Source organism: Arthrobacter sp. TRD_SC_6 (genome assembly GCF_055361185.1).
Genome location: NZ_CM143953.1, coordinates 2,545,613 through 2,563,694, shown reverse-complemented (window position 1 = coordinate 2,563,694; position 18,082 = coordinate 2,545,613). Strand labels below are relative to the sequence as shown.

15 protein-coding genes are annotated in these 18,082 nt (G+C 63.9%); 5 read left to right on the top strand and 10 right to left on the bottom strand.

All coding sequences use genetic code 11. The features are described from left to right. A complete protein-coding gene (locus ACWA1U_RS12070; RefSeq protein WP_463722425.1) occupies positions 1-1,341 on the bottom strand; it encodes an acetyl-CoA C-acetyltransferase in 1,341 nt (446 codons plus the stop codon). A 116-nt stretch (positions 1,342-1,457) separates the two neighbouring features. Between ACWA1U_RS12070 and ACWA1U_RS12065 the strand changes: the two genes are divergently transcribed. Continuing rightward, on the top strand, positions 1,458-2,189 hold the full coding sequence (locus ACWA1U_RS12065; RefSeq protein WP_463722424.1) for a TetR/AcrR family transcriptional regulator: 732 nt from the start codon (positions 1,458-1,460) through the stop codon (positions 2,187-2,189). Further along, positions 2,186-4,303 (top strand): acyl-CoA dehydrogenase family protein, encoded by a 2,118-nt coding sequence (locus ACWA1U_RS12060; RefSeq protein WP_463722423.1) that lies wholly within the window; start codon positions 2,186-2,188, stop codon positions 4,301-4,303. Before ACWA1U_RS12065 ends, ACWA1U_RS12060 begins: the two co-directional genes overlap by 4 nt. An 18-nt stretch (positions 4,304-4,321) precedes the next feature. On the opposite strand, the gene glgA is transcribed toward ACWA1U_RS12060, so the two are convergent. Then, on the bottom strand, positions 4,322-5,515 hold the full coding sequence (glgA, locus tag ACWA1U_RS12055; RefSeq protein WP_463722422.1) for a glycogen synthase: 1,194 nt from the start codon (positions 5,513-5,515) through the stop codon (positions 4,322-4,324). A gap of 86 nt (positions 5,516-5,601) precedes the next feature. On the opposite strand from glgA, the gene glgC reads away from it, so the two are divergent. Continuing rightward, positions 5,602-6,843 (top strand): glucose-1-phosphate adenylyltransferase, encoded by a 1,242-nt coding sequence (gene glgC, locus ACWA1U_RS12050; RefSeq protein ID WP_463722421.1) that lies wholly within the window; start codon positions 5,602-5,604, stop codon positions 6,841-6,843. Between the two features lie 33 nt (positions 6,844-6,876). Here glgC and ACWA1U_RS12045 read toward each other — a convergent pair whose 3' ends face one another. From ACWA1U_RS12045 to ACWA1U_RS12035, 3 genes are read right to left on the bottom strand one after another with little or no spacing between them, the layout of a single operon-like run. Beyond that, a complete protein-coding gene (locus ACWA1U_RS12045; RefSeq protein ID WP_463722420.1) occupies positions 6,877-7,728 on the bottom strand; it encodes a transglutaminase family protein in 852 nt (283 codons plus the stop codon). Further along, positions 7,725-8,651: an alpha-E domain-containing protein gene (locus ACWA1U_RS12040; protein WP_463722419.1), complete on the bottom strand. Its 927-nt coding sequence runs from the start codon at positions 8,649-8,651 to the stop codon at positions 7,725-7,727. The genes ACWA1U_RS12045 and ACWA1U_RS12040 overlap by 4 nt, the downstream gene beginning before the upstream one ends. After that, on the bottom strand, positions 8,644-10,257 hold the full coding sequence (locus ACWA1U_RS12035; protein WP_463722418.1) for a circularly permuted type 2 ATP-grasp protein: 1,614 nt from the start codon (positions 10,255-10,257) through the stop codon (positions 8,644-8,646). The genes ACWA1U_RS12040 and ACWA1U_RS12035 overlap by 8 nt, the downstream gene beginning before the upstream one ends. 117 nt (positions 10,258-10,374) lie before the next feature. On the opposite strand from ACWA1U_RS12035, the gene pepN reads away from it, so the two are divergent. Then, positions 10,375-13,014 (top strand): aminopeptidase N, encoded by a 2,640-nt coding sequence (gene pepN, locus ACWA1U_RS12030; protein ID WP_463722417.1) that lies wholly within the window; start codon positions 10,375-10,377, stop codon positions 13,012-13,014. Between the two features lie 12 nt (positions 13,015-13,026). On the opposite strand, the gene ACWA1U_RS12025 is transcribed toward pepN, so the two are convergent. The 5 genes from ACWA1U_RS12025 to ACWA1U_RS12005 form a co-directional block, all read right to left on the bottom strand. Next, entirely contained in the window at positions 13,027-14,091 is a 1,065-nt protein-coding gene (locus tag ACWA1U_RS12025; RefSeq protein ID WP_463722416.1) for a lipoate--protein ligase family protein, read from the bottom strand. A 128-nt stretch (positions 14,092-14,219) separates the two neighbouring features. Beyond that, on the bottom strand, positions 14,220-14,474 hold the full coding sequence (locus tag ACWA1U_RS12020; protein ID WP_463722415.1) for a type B 50S ribosomal protein L31: 255 nt from the start codon (positions 14,472-14,474) through the stop codon (positions 14,220-14,222). A gap of 119 nt (positions 14,475-14,593) precedes the next feature. Continuing rightward, the gene (locus tag ACWA1U_RS12015) at positions 14,594-15,427 is read right to left on the bottom strand and encodes a TrmH family RNA methyltransferase (protein ID WP_463722414.1); all 834 of its coding nucleotides are present in this window, start codon (positions 15,425-15,427) and stop codon (positions 14,594-14,596) included. A gap of 1 nt (position 15,428) precedes the next feature. After that, complete coding sequence (locus ACWA1U_RS12010; RefSeq protein WP_463722413.1) at positions 15,429-16,220, bottom strand: sulfite exporter TauE/SafE family protein; 792 nt, start codon at positions 16,218-16,220, stop codon at positions 15,429-15,431. Positions 16,221-16,240: 20 nt separating this feature from the next. Next, complete coding sequence (locus ACWA1U_RS12005; RefSeq protein WP_463722412.1) at positions 16,241-17,023, bottom strand: ABC transporter ATP-binding protein; 783 nt, start codon at positions 17,021-17,023, stop codon at positions 16,241-16,243. Positions 17,024-17,178: 155 nt separating this feature from the next. Between ACWA1U_RS12005 and serB the strand changes: the two genes are divergently transcribed. Then, positions 17,179-18,072, top strand: coding sequence for a phosphoserine phosphatase SerB (gene serB / locus ACWA1U_RS12000; protein WP_463722411.1), 894 nt, complete (start codon positions 17,179-17,181; stop codon positions 18,070-18,072). Positions 18,073-18,082 lie beyond the last annotated feature (10 nt).

The window sequence follows — 18,082 nt, the reverse complement described above, 5'->3', positions numbered from 1 at the left end:
TCAGCGCGCCTCCAGGATAGCGACGACGCCCTGGCCGCCAGCCGCACAGACAGAGATCAGTCCCCTGCCGGAGCCCTTCTCGGCGAGCGACTTGGCGAGGGATGCGACGATTCGCGCACCCGTGGCAGCAAACGGGTGGCCCACCGCGAGTGAGGAGCCGTTGACGTTGAGCTTGCTGCGGTCCACCCTGCCCAACGCGCCGGGCAGGCCGAGTTGGGTCCGACAGAAATCCTCATCCTCCCAGGCCGCCAGGGAAGAGAGCACCGTGCCGGCGAAAGCCTCGTGAATTTCGAAGAAGTCGAAGTCCGCAAAGGTCATTCCGTTCCGCTCAAGCAGCCGCGGCATGGCGTAGACCGGCGCCATGAGAAGGCCCTCCTTACCGTTGACAAAGTCGACGGCTGCGGCCTCCGCGTCCACTACATTGGCCAGCATCGGCAGATTGTGCTTACGGGCGTATTCCTCGGACCCGAGCAGCACCACAGCAGCGCCGTCGGTCAGCGGCGTGGAGTTACCGGCGGTCATGGTCGCTTCGGCACCCAGGCTTCTACCAAAGACCGGCTTGAGCGCTCCAAGCTTCTCGAGCGACGTGTCAGCGCGGAGGTTTCCGTCCCGCACCACGCCCCGGAATGGCGTTACCAGGTCATCGAAGAACCCGCGGTCGTACGCGGCCGCCAGGTGGGTGTGGCTGGCAAGTGCCAACTCATCCTGGGATTGACGGCTGATGTTCCAGCGCGCGGTGGTGATGGCCTGGTGCTCCCCCATGGACAGGCCTGTGCGGGGCTCGGAAGTAGAAGGAGCGTTCGGTTTGAGGTCGGCCGGGCGCAGGTTGCGCAGCGCCGCCAGCTTCTGGGGCACGGTGCGCGCCCGCGAGAGGTCGAGCAGTACTCGCCTGAACCCCTCACTGACTGCGACGGGAGCATCCGAGGCGGAGTCAACCCCGCCTGCAACCGCTGATTCGATCTGGCCCAGCTTGATTTTGTTGGACAAGCCGATGACCGTTTCAAGACCCGTTGCGCAGGCCTGCTGAAGGTCATAGGCGGGCGTGTCTGGTGCTAGCGCCGAGCCGAGGACGGCCTCACGCGTCAGGTTGAAGTCGCGTGAATGCTTGAGGACGGCACCTGCGGCTACCTCACCGATGCGCTCGCCCTGCAGCCCGAAACGTGCCACCAGACCGTCCAACGCTGCGGTGAGCATGTCCTGATTCGACGCGTAAGCGTAGGCGGACCCGGAGCGAGCGAATGGTATGCGGTTGCCACCGATGACGACGGCGGGGCGCGGCACCCTGGGCGCGGAAACGTCCTTGGCTGCGGAAGGGTCGTGTTGCGGGGTGCTGGTGGTCATGCTGCTCCTTCAAAGGCCCAGACGGGTGTGGGTACTCAGGAAAGCCAGGTAACTGGCGTCACGGTACGCGGTCCCGTGAGTTATCGATACCCAGCGTACCTGATACGCTGAGTATCGTGAATCAGACGCTCGAGAGAAACTTGACGGCGCCCGCTCCCCCTGACGGACGGTCAAGCCGCTGGGAGAAGCACCGCGAGGCCCGTCGGACTGCGCTCATCAAGACTGCGCGCAAGGCTGTGCACAGAATCGGACCGGGTGCCTCGATGGAAGAGATCGCCTCCGCAGCCGAGACCTCGAAATCCGTCTTCTATCGTTACTTCAGCGATAAAGCCGGCCTGCAGAGGGCGATGGGTGAGGTGGTCGTCCGCCAGATGCAGCGCCAGCTGCTGGAGGCTGCACGCCTGGCGACAACACCCAGGGAGGGGTTGCGTGCCATGGTGTCCACTTACCTCCAAATGGCCGAGAAGTCGCCCAACGTATATGCATTCGTCACCCAGTCCGGTAATGAAGGCGGGGTGGCGGTGCTGGACGGAACACCAACTCTGAGCACCTTTTTCGAAGAAATCTCCACCATGCTTGCACGGCCGATGAGCACGCTCCTCGACGAGCGGGTGACAGGCAGTTCAACTCCCCTTTCGCTCAATCTCTGGCCGAGGGCCGCCATCGGGATGGTCCGCGCAGCGGGAGAGCAGTGGCTTTCTACGCCGGTGGGGCCACAGCGCCCCTCCGAGCCGGAGCTGGCTGACTCCATCACCGCATGGCTGTTCGACGGGATCGCCGCTTCGGTGCCCCAGGCAACGCTTCCTCTGACACCGGGCTATGCCCTCCATACGAAGGACGAATCATGACGGACCTCACCGATACCGCACGGCCCGAACTCTCGGTACCCGCTACCGTCGCAATCCAGGACAACGACGCCGCGGTAGTGGACGTAGCAGCTTTGGGAGAACAACTGCTCGGCCGTTGGGCGGCTACCCGGCGGATTGCACGGGCGTTGGCAGGTGAGCCTGCGGTTCACAAGACTGAAGGGCTGTCCTCCGCAGAGCACCGCGCACGGTGCCTTGAGCAGTTGCACCATCTCGTGGAAGCGAAGGCGGTCCACCGGGCCTTCCCGAAGGAGCTCGGCGGCTCAGACGATCATGGCGGCAACATCGCGGGCTTCGAAGAACTGGTTGTCGCTGACCCTTCCCTCCAGATCAAGGCAGGCGTGCAGTGGGGTCTCTTTGGTGCCGCCGTGCTGCACCTCGGCACAGAGGAACACCACCGCGCGTGGCTGCCGGGAATCATGAACATGGAAATCCCCGGGTGTTTCGCCATGACCGAGACAGGCCATGGCTCCGATGTATCAAGCATCGCAACTACGGCCGTCTTCTCGCCGGACACCGACGAGTTTGTCCTTCACACTCCGTTCAGGGCCGCGTGGAAGGACTACATCGGGAACGCAGCCCAGGACGGCAAGGCGGCCGTGGTCTTCGCCCAGCTCATAACGCGCGGTGTGAATCATGGCGTTCACGCCTTCTACGTGGAGCTGCGGGACCCTGACGGACGCTTCCTCGAAGGTATCGGCGGAGAAGATGACGGGTTGAAGGGCGGCCTGAACGGTATCGACAACGGGCGCCTGCACTTCACCGGGGTTCGCGTTCCCCGCGCCAACCTCCTCAACCGCTACGGCACCGTTGACGCCACGGGCACCTACACCTCCCCCATCGCTTCCCCAGGCCGTCGCTTCTTCACCATGCTCGGAACGTTGGTTCAGGGCCGCGTATCACTCGATGGGGCAGCGGTCGCGGTCAGCAAACTCGCGCTCAAAACAGCAATCCAGTATTCCGTGGAGCGGCGGCAGTTCACCACTGCTTCCGAGTTGTCGGAGGAGGTCCTGCTGGATTACCAGCTGCATCAGCGCCGCCTGCTCCCCCGCCTGGCCACGACCTACGCTGCTTCGTTCGCCCACGAGGAACTGCTTGAGAAGTTCGACGGCGTTTTCTCAGGAGCCCACGACACGGACGAGGACCGCCAGGACCTAGAGACCCTGGCGGCGGCGCTGAAGCCGCTCTCTACGTGGATGGCCCTGGACACGCTTCAGGAGTGCCGTGAAGCCTGTGGCGGAGCGGGATTCCTGACCGAGAACAGGTTCACCTCCCTGCGTGCCGACCTTGATGTCTACACCACCTTCGAAGGCGACAATAACGTCCTGCTGCAACTCGTCGCCAAACGCCTCCTCGCTGACTATGCAAAGGAATTCCAAGGAGTCGACTTCGGTGTCCTGGCGCGGTTCGTCGCTAGCCAGGCAGCCGACCGGACACTTCACCGCACGGGCCTTCGCCGGGTACTCCAATCGGTCGTGGATACAGGATCTGAGCGAAAGTCCGCCATCGCGCTGCGTGATGAACGGACACAGCACGAGCTGCTCTGCGGCCGCGTTGACGCGATGGTCGGCGAACTGGCCGGTGCGCTGCGCGGGGCTCGGCGGCTCTCGCAGGATGAAGCTGCTGCTCTCTTCAACCAGCACCAGCACGAGCTCATCGAAGCTGCCCGGGCGCATGCCGAACTTCTCCAATGGGAAGCATTCACGGCCGCACTCGCGAAGACCAGCGACCCGGGAACCCGGCAGGTGCTGACCTGGTTGCGCGATCTCTTCGGCCTGTGCCTGATTGAGGACAACCTTGCCTGGTACCTCATTAATGGCAGGCTTTCAGCGCAACGCGCCCGCACCCTCGGCCCCTACATCAACCGGTTGCTGGCCAAACTGCGGCCGCATGCCGTGGACCTCGTCGATGCCTTCGGATACGGACCTGAGCACCTCCGTGCCGCCATCGCGACAGGCGCCGAACGCGAACTTCAGGACGAGTCTCGGGCATACGCACGCTCAATGCGCGCGAGCGGCGAAGCACCACTCGAGGAGAAAACCGTCATCGCCCGGCAGAAGGAAGCCGACGCTCAAAAGAGCGCGCGCCGAGCCTAGGACCGAGCGGGGAGAACCTCATAGCACCGAGCGGTAGACGCCGAGGGTGCTGTCCGCGATCGTGTCCCAGGAAAAGTTGGCTTCCGCGCGGATTCGACCCTGCTCACCCATGGCCCGGGCACGGGCGGGGTCGGCAACCAGCGCGTTCAGCGCATTAGCGAAGTCGGCCACGAACTGGTCGGGGTCCAATGGGGTTCCGGTACCGTCTGTTACCTGTTCCAGCGGCACCAGGGTACCGGTCACGCCGTCCTCGACGACCTCAGGGATACCTCCGGTGGCGCTTGCGACGACGGCGGCACCGCACGCCATCGCCTCCAGGTTCACGATGCCGAGGGGTTCGTAGATTGACGGGCACGCGAACACGGTCGCGGTACTGAGCACCTGGATCAGCTCGTCCCGCGGAAGCATGCGCTCAATGAGAACCACCGAACCTCGCTGGACTGACAGTTCATCGATCAGCCGGGATGTCTCGGCAGCGAGCTCTGGCGTGTCAGCCGCGCCGAGGCAGAGGACCAGCTGCACATCGGCTGGTAGTTTCGCGGCAGCGCGCAAAAGGTACGGAACGCCCTTCTGGCGGGTGTTCCTACCCACGAAGACCACGCTGGGACGCTCCGGATCGATGCCAAGGGAACGGACGGCGTCGTCGTTTTTGTCCGGGCTCCAGGTCACCGTGTCGATGCCGTTGTGGACGACATGAACCCTGCCGGGGTCGACCGAGGGGTAACAACGCAAAATGTCCTCGCGCATGCCCGCCGAGACGGCGATCACCGCAGCAGCCGCTTCGTAGGCCGTCTTTTCCACCCAGGACGAGACGGCGTAACCGCCCCCGAGTTGCTCGGCTTTCCAGGGGCGAAGCGGTTCCAGGCTATGGGCGCTGAGCACGTGCGGGATGCCGTGGAGGAGCGAGGACAGGTGCCCGGCCATGTTCGCGTACCAGGTGTGCGAGTGGACGAGGTCGGAACCCGCGATTCCCTCGAGTATTGCCAGATCAGTCCCCAGCGTTTGTACTGCGGGGTTTGATTGGGCGAGCTCGGAGGGCACCGCGTAGCTGCGGACGCTCGCGCCGTTGTAGTTTGGCGATCGCTCGGCTCCGAAGCAGTGCACGTGGAGCTCCAGCCGACTCGAAAGCACACGACTGAGTTCCGCCACGTGGACGCCGGCCCCGCCGTAGATCTCAGGGGGGAATTCTTTTGTCACAATGTCTACTCGCACCTAACCAACGTAGTGCAGGCCATGCCTGTCCTCTAGTGTGAAGGGCAGGCGTAACAATCCATTGTCGACGAGGAAGGGGTTGTGCCGTGGCGATCAAGAAAGTGCTGGCGGTGGTTCTGGCAGGCGGCGAGGGCAAACGATTAATGCCCCTGACAGCAGACCGCGCCAAACCCGCGGTCCCCTTCGCAGGCAGCTACCGCCTGATCGATTTCGCGCTCTCCAATGTGGTGAATTCCGGCTACCTGCAGATCGTTGTACTCACCCAGTACAAGTCGCACAGCCTTGACCGGCACATCTCCGAAACCTGGCGGATGTCGACGCAGCTGCAGCAGTACATCGCTTCGGTTCCTGCACAGCAGCGCCGGGGAAAGAGCTGGTTCCTCGGCAGTGCCAACGCTATTTACCAGTCGCTGAACCTCATCCACGATGCGCGGCCGGATATCGTCGTCGTCATCGGCGCCGACCACGTCTACCGCATGGACTTTGAGCAGATGGTGCAGTCGCACATTGAAAGCGGCGCGTCCGTGAGTGTCGCAGCCGTCCGGCAGCCGCTCTACCTCGCGGACCAGTTTGGTGTCATCGAGTCAGACCCTGAGGATCCGGGCAGAATCGCCGCCTTCGTGGAGAAGCCCGAATCCACCCCTGGCCTGCCGGATGACCCGGGAAGCTTCCTGGCCTCCATGGGGAACTATGTGTTCAACACCGAAGCCCTGATTCACGCGCTCGAAGTGGATGCAGCCCGTTTGAACACCAAGCACGACATGGGCGGCGACATCATCCCCTACTTCGTGGAGCGCGGCGATGCCGCCGTGTACGACTTCACCAGGAATGAGATTCCGGGTGCCACGGAGCGGGACAGCCAGTACTGGCGCGACGTCGGGACACTGGACTCCTACTACGACGCCAACATGGACCTGATCACGCCGCTCCCCCTGTTCAACCTGTACAACCTCGAGTGGCCGATCTACACCCGCCAGAGTATTTCCCCGCCCGCGAAGTTTGTCCGAAGCGCGTCCGGGGTCTCCGGAGTTGCCCATGATTCGATTGTCTCGAACGGAGTTGTTGTTTCCGGTGGCGCAGTCCAGAGCTCAATTCTCGCCACCGACGTCTACGTAGCCGAGGGTGCCGAGGTGAGCGGCTCGGTGCTGCTGGACAATGTCACGGTCGGGTCGGGAGCAATCCTGCGCAAAGCGATCATCGACAAGAACGTCACCATTCCCCCCGGCGCGAAGATCGGCGTCGACAGGGAACTCGACCTCAGCCGTGGCTACACGGTCACCGAGTCCGGCCTGACGATCCTCAGCAAGGGCCAACTCGTAGACCCGTAGATTTCCATCCGAAGGACACGCGCCGGCGCCCGCTCAGGCGACGCGGGTGATGTCCACCGTGACATTGAGGTTTGAACCTCCACCGCCGGACAAAATGCCCTTCAGGGGCGAGACGTCCCGGTAATCCCTTCCGCGCGCCACTGAAACGTGAAAGTCGCTTACCGGGCCGCTGTTGGTCGGGTCCCAACCCCGCCATTCGCCGTCCCACCACTCGACCCAGGCATGCGACTGCCCGGCAACGGATTCCCCCACGGCTGCGCTCCTGCGCGGATGGAGGTAGCCGGAAATGTAGCGGGCAGGTATGCCAAGGCTGCGCAGCGAACCGATCGCTATGTGCGCGAGGTCCTGGCAGACGCCACGGCGCTCTGCCCAGGCTTCCTGCGCGTTCGACTGCACACCCGTGACTCCCTGCACGTACTGCATCTCCGAACCCAACCACGCAAAAATTGCATGCGTTGCTGCGTGCGGATCGCGGCCGCCAGCAACGTCACGGACAAGCGCACGCGCTTCCGGGCCCGGCTCGCTCAGCCGCGTGCCGGCGAGCCAATCCGCGAAGCCGTTCACGACGGCATCGGAGCCCAGAGCCTCCCACGTCACGATTTCCTCCGGCGCGGGAATGCGCTCGTGCCGGCTGACCTCCACAGTGGTCTGCGCGGCGACCTCGAGGTGGTCGTGCGGTACCTGGACATCAAAGGCCGTGACTCGCGTGCCCCAGTAGTCCCGGTACGTGGACACGGCGGCGCTGGAGGGGTTGATGGACACCGTGGATTCGAGCACCACCTGCTGGGAATCGGTCAGCGGAGTCATGCGGGCCTCGTTGTAGGACAACGAAACCCGGCGCAGGTAGTCATACCCCGTGCGGTGCTCGATTAATAGGCGGGTCATGAAACTTCTCCAACCCAGGACAGCTCGGCTGCCTGCGAAAAGTAGGTGCGGGAAACGGCGTCGGAAGCTTCGGCGCAGGCCTTCTGCACCCTCTCCAGGTGTTCAGGGAGTTCCAGCATGAGGTCCGCTGTCTGATGGAACTCGAGGAAGGTGCGGGCCTGGCCGACTATCCGGCTGGCATCGTTGATGAACCCCACCCTGCGGTAGGCAGGATTCAGGTTCGTCAGGCACTTCTCGGCGTCGCTCAATGCGTAGACGATGGACCGCGGGAACAAGCGGTCGAGCAACAGGAACTCAGCGGCGTGCTGCTCACCGAAGGACGCCCTGCGTGTGCGCAGGAAGGACTCGTACGCCCCTGCGCACCGCAGCATGTTCACCCAGGACAGCCCCGTGGCGTGGACATTCCGCGTCGACAGCATCCGCGCAGTCATGTCCGCCCGTTCCAGGCTCCTCCCCAGCACCAGGAACTGCCAGCTTTCGTCGTGGCTCATGGTGGTGTCAGCGAGCCCACGCACCATAGCGGTGCGCTCAATCACCCAATGGCAGAAACGGTAGGTCCCCACCACGTCCTTGCGATGCTGCGTGAGCCCGTACCACGTGGTGTTCAGGCCTTCCCACACGCTGGCCGAGACGGTTTCCCGGGCGCGGCGGGCATTCTCCCGTGCGGCACCGAGCGCCCCGGCGATGGATGTGGTGCTGCTCCGGTCGAAGGCGAGGGCTTCGAGCAGGTCACCGAGCCCGAAGTCGTCGGTCTCCGGCCGGTTGCCCATGACGCCGAGGAGCTGACGTGACACATCCCGCTGGACGGGCCGCGGCATCTGGTTGAGGCGTTCAAGGTGAACGTCGAGGATCCGGGCGGTCCCGTCAGCCCGTTCCAGGTAACGCCCAATCCAGAACAGCGACTCCGCGATACGGCTAAGCATCGGCTGCCACTCCTTCCCCGGCGGCGAGCTGCTGCTGTTGCTGCTCCGGCTGCCGGTCCTGCCAGCCGGATGCAACAGGCCAGACGCTTACCCGCTGGCGTACGACGGCGGGAGGCCCGCTTGCGACGGACGCAGCAGTTTCGGGCGGCGCACCGCCGTCGGGCTCGTCATCCACCACCCACGTGTCCTTCGACCCGCCGCCCTGGCTCGAATTGACGATCAAGGAACCCTCCTTCATTGCCACCCGGGTCAGTCCGCCGGGCAGAACCCACACGTTGTCTCCGTCGTTCACTGCAAACGGCCGAAGGTCCACGTGCCTGGGGCTGAACTGGCCACCGGACATGGTGGGCACCGTCGACAACTGGAGGACGGGTTGCGCGATCCAGCCACGTGGGTCCGCGAGGACGCGATCCCGCAGGGCAGCGAGTTCTTCGGCGGAAGCGTCGGGCCCGATCACGAGGCCCTTTCCGCCGGACCCGTCGACCGGTTTCACCACCAGTTCATCAAGACGGTCCAGGACCTCTTCGCGGGCAGCCGGCTCTTCCAGCCGGAACGTGTCAACGTTGGCGATGAGTGGTTCTTCGCTGAGGTAGTACCGGATGAGGTCGGGGACGTAGGTGTAGACAAGTTTGTCGTCGGCCACTCCGTTGCCCACGGCGTTGGCGATGGTGACCATGCCCGCGCGGGCAGCATTCACGATGCCCGGGCACCCTAGAACCGAGTCGGCGCGGAACTGAAGCGGGTCGAGGAACTCATCGTCGATCCGTTTGTAGATGACGTCCACGCGCTGCTCACCCGCCGTCGTCCGCATGTAGACGCGGTTGCCGCGGCAAATCAGGTCCCTGCCCTCGACCAGCTCGACGCCCATAAGCCCCGCCAGCAGCGTGTGTTCGAAGTAGGCCGAGTTGAAAACGCCCGGGGTGAGCACGACGACGGTCGGATCCTCGGCGCTGGGAGGCGCAGTTTTCCGAAGCGCGGCGAGGAGGCGGCGGGGATACTCCTCAACCGGCCGAATGTGCTGCTGCCCGAACGCCTCAGGCAGACCCTTCGCCATCGCCCGCCGGTTTTCCAGCACGTAGCTGACCCCGCTGGGAACGCGGACGTTATCTTCGAGCACACGGAAGGTGCCTTCGTGGTCGCGAACGACGTCGATCCCCGAGATGTGGACCCGTACGCCTCCGGCAGGGTCGAAACCCGACACCTCGCGGTGGAAGTGTGCCGAGGAGGTGATCAGCTTGCGCGGAATGACCCCGTCTGTCACGACCGCCATTTTGTCGTAGACGTCATCGAGGAACGCTTCCAGGGCACGCACGCGCTGCGCGACGCCCGCTTCGAGCTGTTCCCAGTCCGCTCCGGCGATCACCCTGGGGACAATGTCGAGCGGAAAGGGCCGCTCTTCGCCAGCGAAGTCGAAGGTGACGCCCCGGTCCAGGAAGGTCCTCGCCATCGAATCGGCCCGAGCCGTGACGTCCGAGAGGTTCAGTTCTTCAAGGGCGGCCGCAACCTGGCCATATTCGGTGCGCGGGGAATTCGACGCATCGAACATTTCGTCGTAGGCGGAACTGCGGCGGGCAGCGCTTGCATAGTCTTCGAAGAGCTCGGACATGGGTCAACATTGCCATGCCACGGATCAAGATTCCTACCGCTGTCCCCGCTGGCGCGCCTCAGGTCAGCCGGGGTGGGCGTCTCAGCTGGGCGAAAGTGGCCGTGATTGAATAGGCCGGTGCATAACGAGAATCTGCGCCGTGATGAGGCGGCGAACCGTTCCGGGATCCTGCGGGATCTGGCCTACGACGTCCAACTGGACCTGAGCAACGCACGGGACGGCGGGGCACACACCTTTCCTTCCCGGACGGTCATCACCTTCGAGTGCTCGCAACCCGGTGCCGAAACCTTTGTCGATTTCATCCACGGCGGCGTCGCAGCGGTGACGCTCAACGGGGCCGACCTTGAACCCGAAGATGTCGTTGACGGCGCCCGGATCAGGCTCTCCAACCTTGCGGCCCACAACACAGTCGTCGTCGAAGGGATGGCCCTTTACAGCCGCAGTGGCGAAGGAATGCACCGGTTCGAGGATCCGGCGGACGGCGAGACCTATCTCTACACGCAGTATGAGCCAGCCGACGCACGGCGCGTATTCGCGTGCTTCGAGCAGCCTGACCTGAAGGCGCCCTTCACCTTCCACGTGCGCGCGGCGGAGGCATGGACCGTTGCATCGAATGCGTCCGGGCGTGCCCGGGACCAGCACGACGACGGCACCGTCACCCACCATTTCGAGCCCACCGAGCGCATCTCCACCTACATCACCAGCGTCCTCGCAGGCCCTTACGCCATGGCCACCGACGAGTGGACGGGCATAGTGGCCGATGGCACGGTCCTCACCATCCCCCTCGCCGCCTACTGCCGGCGATCCCTCGCCGAGAGCCTCGACGCCGACCGCATCTTCGAAACCACCCGCCGCGGCCTGACCTATTTCCACGACCTGTTCCAGTATCCGTACCCGTTCGGGAAGTACGAACAGGCTTTCGTGCCTGAGTACAACCTCGGTGCAATGGAGAATCCGGGCCTCGTGACCTTCACCGAGGCGTACATCTTCCGGTCCCGCGCCACCCAGGCGCAGTACGAGTCGCGCGACAACACGATCATGCACGAGATGGCCCACATGTGGTTCGGCGACCTCGTGACCATGACCTGGTGGGATGACCTGTGGCTCAAGGAGTCCTTCGCCGACTTCTGCGGCGCTCTCGCTGTCGCCGAGGCGATGCAATCGGACACCTCATGGGTGACCTTCGCGAACCGGCGGAAGGTGTGGGCTTACCTCCAGGACCAGTTGCCATCCACTCATCCGATCGTGGCTGACATTGCGGACCTCGAAGCTGCCAAACTGAATTTCGACGGGATCACCTATGCCAAGGGTGCGTCCGTGCTCAAGCAATTGGTGGCCTACGCCGGGTTCGATGCCTTCACGGCAGCGGCCAGGTCCTACTTCCGCGACCACGCCTTCGGCAACACGACCCTCAGTGACCTGCTGGCGGCGCTCAGTGCAGCGTCCGGCAAGGACATGACGGACTGGGCGCGGCGTTGGCTGCAGACCTCGGGCGTGCCGCAGCTTGAAGCGGAAGTCCAGACCGACGACGACGGCGTGTACACCTCCGTCGCGATACTTCAGCGGGCGCTCGACCCAGTGACCGGCGAGGACGTCCCGCGTCCGCACAGCATCCGGCTTGGGCTGTACTCGTTTGACAGCAACGGCAGGCTGCAGCGGTCCGGTTCCCGTGAGGTGCAGATCGACGGGCACCGCACAGAAGTGCCGGAGCTCATCGGTTCGGATCAACCCGATTTGCTGCTCGTCAATGACGGAGACCAGACCTATGCAAAGCTCGTCTTCGATGACAGGTCACTTGAAACGCTTCTCACTTCGGCGGACAGACTGGAAGAGCCGCTCGCGCGCGCGGTCTGCCTCGCTGCCCTGTGGTCTTCAACCCGCGATGCGCTGCTCGGAGCGGAGGAGTATGTCAACGCCGTGGAGCGCGTTGCCCCGCAGGAGACCGGCGTCGGCGTTCTGCAGCAGCTGCTGCAGAACGCGAGGCACGCCGTCGAGGATTTCGCCCCCGCAAGCGGACGGGGAGCACTGCGCGAACGCTTTGCGGCTTTCCTGCGTGACGGACTGAACCAGGCGGAACCGGGCTCCGATCATCAACTCGTGTGGGCCCGGTCCCTCGCCGCAACGTCACGGCAGACGCCCACGCATGCGCCCCTGCTGCGCGGAATGCTCGACGGCTCCGCAGCGATCAACGGTCTGGTGGTTGACGATGAGCTGGGCTGGCTCCTCTGGCAGGCACTTTCCGCCCAGAACCTGGCGGGCGTGGATGAGCTCGAAGCCGCGTTGAAGCGGGACCATACTGCAGCGGGACGTACTGGCTTCACCACCGCCTGCACAGCGGTTCCGGACGGTGCGGTGAAAGCGAAAGCCTGGAAAGCTGTGATGGATGGAGGTCAACTGTCCAATGAACTGTTGAGCGCCACCATTACTGGATTCCGCGAAGGACCCCGCAGCTTGCACGAGCCCTACGTGAGCCCCTACTTCCAGCAAATCCGGCGTGTCTGGGAGGACCTGCCGATCGAAATGTCATCGCGGATTGTGCGTGGACTTTTCCCGAATGAACAAGACCTGCCACCCGGGACGACGCCGGAGGACCACCCGGTCGTGAAGCTGACGGACTCGTGGCTCTCGTCCCACGCTGACGCTCCACAGTCGCTGCGCCGAGTGGTTCTCGAGGAGCGAGACCACCTGGTGCGGGCCCTTCGGGCGCAGGGCAGGGCGATGCAAACGTTGAAGGAACCGGTTCCGGCCGGGATGTAAGGGCCGGGGCGGTTACGGGACACGGTGGAGCCATTCGTTCGTTCCGAACTTTGTGCGGACCAGTTCCTCCGCCTCAGCCATTTCCCTGGGAGAGATAGATCCAGGCGTTGCACCGGACAGGTCGCGGAAGGTGTCTCCCAGGACCTGGATGATTTCCTCACGGGCAAGCCCGGTCTGCCTGCGCAGTGGGTCAACGCGCTTTTTTGCACTTTTGATGCCCTTGTCGGAGAGCTTTTCCCGGCCAATCCTGAGTACTTCCATCATCTTGTCCGCATCGATGTCATAGGACATAGTCACGTGATGCAGCATGCCCCCGTTGCTCAATCGTTTCTGGGCCGCTCCCCCGATCTTGCCCAGATCCGTCGCGATGTCATTCAGGGGCTGGTACCAGGCGGTGATGCCGAGCCGCTTCAGTCCTTCCATCACCCAGCTGTCCAGGAACGGGTAGGAGTCGGCGAAGCTCAGTCCGTCAACCAGCGACTGTGGCAGGTAGAGCGAGTAGGTGATCGCGTTCCCATGCTCCATGAACATTGCTCCCCCGCCGCTGATGCGGCGGACAACGCTGACCCCATGCCGACGGACGGCGTCGTCGTCGACCTCGTTCCGCACGGACTGGAAGCTGCCGATGACGATTGAAGGGCTCTCCCACTCCCAGAAACGGAGCGTTGGATTTCGTAGACCAGCACCGACCTCACGGGTCAGGACCTCGTCCATTGCCACGTGCATTGCCGTCGGTAGGGGTGTGGGCCCGATGATCTCCCAGGTGTGGTCGGTCCAGGTGCTTGCGTGGCCCAGCGCGCGCCGGACCGCAGTTGCGATCGCTTCAGGGGAAAAGCCGAACAACTGCGCGTCCGGGCGCAATCCGTCCCGCACCGCGGCCGCCAGTTCGGAGTGGGAGGCGGCAGCGGTAACGCCATTCAGGGCCGCGTTGATGTCATCCAGCGCTTCGTCCGGCTCGAGAAAGAAGTCGCCGTTGATGGACACGTTGGCGAGCATTCCCTCGACCACGAACACATCAGCGACAACGAGCTTCCCTCCCGGCACCTTGTACTCTCCGTGCAAGATATCCGCGACCATCGCGTTGCGTCCTTTCAGTGATGACTCCATAAGCAGCGGGCTCAAGTGATCCGCCGCTCATACAGCTGATTAAACAGCAGGACCCGAACCGGAAATTCCGGTTCGGGTCCTGGCGTGAGCTTTTGGTGCTACTTCTTGCCGAAGCCCTTGAAGCGCTGGTTGAAGCGCTCCACGCGGCCTGCGGAGTCCATGATGCGCTGCTTGCCGGTGTAGAACGGGTGGGACTCCGAGGAGATTTCCACCTCTACCAGTGGGTAGGTGTTGCCATCTTCCCATTCGACCGTCTTCTTGGAGGTGACGGTGGAGCGGGTCAGGAACGACTTCTCGGAAGCGAGGTCGCGGAAGACAACCGCTGCGTACGTGGGGTGGATATCAGACTTCATTGGAGTACCTTCTGTAGTCGCCTGGATTTTGCCAGGCACCGGTGGTTTGAAAGTTAGGGGCCCGTAGGCCAGCAACCAACTCTACCGCACCCTTACCTGATCCGTGAAAGCATTCGAACCTAGCGATGTGTGTGCCGCGGGCTCGCCGAACGCGGCCTGCATTCCCAGAACGCGACAGCGCCCGCCGCGGCGACGTTCAACGAGTCGACGCCGGCACCCATAGGGATCCGCACCGCCACGTCGACCCGCGCAATCGTCTCCGCGGTGAGGCCCTCCCCCTCGGTACCGAGGACAAGGGCCAACTTGGCCGGGGCCCGTACGGACAGGTCCTCCAACCCGATTGAATCAGGCGTGAGGGCCAGGGCTGCGACCAGAAACCCGTTCCGCTGAAGCTCGCCGATCGCGTCAGGCCAGGATTCCAACCGTACCCAGGGGACCTGGAAGACCGCGCCCATACTCACCCGGATAGCACGCCGATACAGCGGATCCGCGCAGCGCGGGGTTACCAGGACGGCGTCGATTCCCAACGCTGCTGCTGACCGGAAGACGGCGCCAAGATTGGTGTGGTCGACGATGTCCTCGAGAATCGCAATCCGCTGTGCAGAGGAAAGAACATCCAATAGCCGCAGCGGCTGCGGCCGGTTCATCGCTGCGAGTGCACCGCGGTGCAGGTGGAATCCGGTGATCTGCTCCAGAATCTCCTCGGTGCCTATGTAGGCGGGCACATCCGGAAAACGGTCGATGACACCCCGCAGGTCCGGGAGCCACTTGTCGGTCAGAAAAAAGGACCGCGGGACGTGCCCCGCGCCTATTGCCCGGCGCAGAACCTTCGTACTCTCTGCGATGTAGAGGCCCTCCGCGGGTTCCCGCCGTCGTCGTAATTGGGTATCTGTGAGGTTGAGGTAATCACTCACCCGCGGGTCTCGTGCATCGGCAAGGCGCTCGATCGGCACGTCAGGCCACCAGCCTGGCGATCATGGCGTAGAGAGCCACAAGGCCCAGCACCACGATGATGCTCCGCAACACCACTGGGGAGAGGCGCCTGCCGACTATCGAGCCGATAAACCCGCCGACCAGCGAACCAACCGCAATGAGCAGCACCACCCACCAGTCGATCCGGTCGAAGGCGAAGATCATGTAGGACACGGCTGCGATCAGGTTGACCGCGAGAACCAGCACGTTCTTCATGGCGTTGGCTGCCTGCATGGTGCCCTGCAGGAAAACCCCCAGGATGCCGACCAGCAAAATGCCTTGCGCAGCGACGAAGTACCCGCCGTAGACACCGGCAAGGAAGACCAAAGCTGTCAGTGCAAGGGGATGTCCAGGCGCCGGATCTGTTGTGCCCTCAGGCTTCCGCTCCGCCCTGCGGCGCACCCAACCCTGCAGTTTCGGCTGGAAGATCACAAAGAAGAGCGCGAGAACAATGAGGAACGGCGCCACCACCTCGAAGACGCTTTCAGGGAGATTGAGCAGGAGCGCGGCGCCCGTAATGCCGCCGAGGAGGGAAGCCGGCAGCAGCCGCGCCAGGGTGCGGCCGTTCCCCTTCAGTTCCTTCCGGTAACCCCAGGCACCCGAGATATTGCCTGCCACGAGCCCCATCGCGTTGCTGATCGTCGCTGTGACCGGCGCATAGCCGAGTGCAATGAGGATCGGGAAGGTGACGAGGGTTCCGGAACCGACAATTGTGTTGATGGTCCCGGCCCAGAGCCCGCCAAGAAGGATCAGCCCGTCACGCAGTAGGTCCATTTCAGTGGCGTCGGTGACCGTTACCGGGCAACGGCGCTGTAGCGCCCGTCCCGCTGCGTCACGTCGAGTTGAAGGTCAAAGGCAGTGCTCAGGTGTTCCTCGACGAGGACCTCGTCAATGGGGCCTGCAGCGACCACACGTCCGTCGCGGAGCAGCATGGCGTGCGTGAAACCGGGAGGCACCTCTTCAAGGTGGTGAGTGACGAGGACGATCGCCGGTGACTCATCATCGGCGGCCAATTCAGTGAGCCGCGCAATGAGGTCTTCCCTGCCTGCCAGATCCAGGCCGGCGGCGGGTTCATCGAGCAACAGCAATTCAGGGTCAGTCATCAGCGCCCGCGCCACCTGGACCCTTTTGCGCTCCCCTTCGCTGAGCGAGGCGAACGGACGGTTCATCAGGGTGGAGACACCCCAGGAATCGAGCAGCTGGAATGCCCTGCGCTCATCAAGCTTGTCGTACTGCTCCCGCCAGCGCCCGGTGACGCCGTAAGACGCAGTGACGACGACGTTGAGCACGGTCTCATGCTCCGGAATCTGGGATGCCAGGGCGGCCGAGGCCAGTCCGATCCGCGGCCTCAGTTCGAAGACGTCGACGGCGCCGAGCACTTCGTCGAGAATTCCAGCCACTCCCTGCGTGGGGTGGATTCGCGCTCCCGCGATCTGGAGAAGGGTGGTTTTGCCTGCGCCATTGGGGCCCATGACCACCCAGCGCTCGCCCTCCTTGACCTGCCAGTCAACGCCGTCCAGCAGGGTTTTTCCACCGCGGACAATGCTCACACCGGAGAGCTCCAGAACATCACTCATGACAGTAGACACTAGGCCAAGTGCAGCCTTGAACGTTAAACGGATTGCGCCGAAGGAGCAGTTCCATTCCGGGCAGGGTCACACTTTTCGAACCCGCTGTGAGAGGGCTCCATAATGGCAACTGGACGTTGAAGCGACGAAAGGCCAGACCGCACGTGATCGAGACATTCAGGGTGGTCAGTTTCGGCGCCCGCACAGGCAGCTCGTACCTGGATCAGAACCGAGATGAAGTGCGCGCGGCCCTCCTGGAGGCCGGAGCCGAAATTGTCGATCAGCTTTCCGACGACGACGGGCGCTACTCGACGCTCGAACTCACCGTGAGGTACGACGGCGGAATCGCCCGGCTTCGCTCCACTGTGGCGCCGCTCATCAGCGCTGGGGCGGGAATCGCCGTCGTGCCCCCGGCCCTGCTCGCCGAGGGAACCAAGCTGCTGATCATGGACGTGGACTCCACGCTGATCAAGCAGGAGGTCATTGAGCTCCTCGCGGCTCATGCCGGACGTGAGGCGGAAGTGGCCGCGGTGACGGAATCCGCGATGCGCGGTGAGCTCGATTTTGCGCAAAGCCTGCACGCTCGGGTGGCTGTGCTTGCCGGTCTCCCGGAGGGCGTTATTGCCGACGTCGGTGAGCGGATCGAACTCAGCGATGGCGCCGAGCACCTGGTCGGGGCATTCCTCAAGGCCGGGCATCTGGTCGCCGTCGTTTCCGGAGGCTTCAGCCAGATCCTGGAACCGCTCGCGGCCCGTCTGAAACTCACCCACGCCAAGGCGAACCTGCTCGGCGTGGACGCCGGCCTTCTCACGGGAACGGTGCTGGGCGCCGTAGTGGACCGCGCCGAGAAAGAGCGCTGCCTTCGGGCCTGGGCGGAAGCCGCGGACATCCCCCTGGAGCGGACCATCGCTGTTGGCGACGGGGCAAACGACCTGGACCTGCTTGCTGCGGCCGGGCTTGGCGTCGCGTTCAACGCCAAGCCGGCTGTCAGGGCTGCTGCCGACGCAGCGGTAGACCTTCCCTACCTGGATATCGTGAAGCACTTCACCAGGCTCTGAGGCCCGGCGC

Excerpts from the sequence above, each read along its gene's own strand:
- ACWA1U_RS12070 (WP_463722425.1), bottom strand. The coding sequence starts at position 1,341 with ATGACCACCAGCACCCCGCAACACGACCCTTCCGCAGCCAAGGACGTT.
- ACWA1U_RS12060 (WP_463722423.1), top strand. The coding sequence starts at position 2,186 with ATGACGGACCTCACCGATACCGCACGGCCCGAACTCTCGGTACCCGCT.
- ACWA1U_RS12045 (WP_463722420.1), bottom strand. The coding sequence starts at position 7,728 with ATGACCCGCCTATTAATCGAGCACCGCACGGGGTATGACTACCTGCGC.
- ACWA1U_RS12040 (WP_463722419.1), bottom strand. The coding sequence starts at position 8,651 with ATGCTTAGCCGTATCGCGGAGTCGCTGTTCTGGATTGGGCGTTACCTG.
- ACWA1U_RS12035 (WP_463722418.1), bottom strand. The coding sequence starts at position 10,257 with ATGTCCGAGCTCTTCGAAGACTATGCAAGCGCTGCCCGCCGCAGTTCC.
- ACWA1U_RS12025 (WP_463722416.1), bottom strand. The coding sequence starts at position 14,091 with ATGGTCGCGGATATCTTGCACGGAGAGTACAAGGTGCCGGGAGGGAAG.
- ACWA1U_RS12020 (WP_463722415.1), bottom strand. The coding sequence starts at position 14,474 with ATGAAGTCTGATATCCACCCCACGTACGCAGCGGTTGTCTTCCGCGAC.
- ACWA1U_RS12010 (WP_463722413.1), bottom strand. The coding sequence starts at position 16,220 with ATGGACCTACTGCGTGACGGGCTGATCCTTCTTGGCGGGCTCTGGGCC.
- ACWA1U_RS12005 (WP_463722412.1), bottom strand. The coding sequence starts at position 17,023 with ATGAGTGATGTTCTGGAGCTCTCCGGTGTGAGCATTGTCCGCGGTGGA.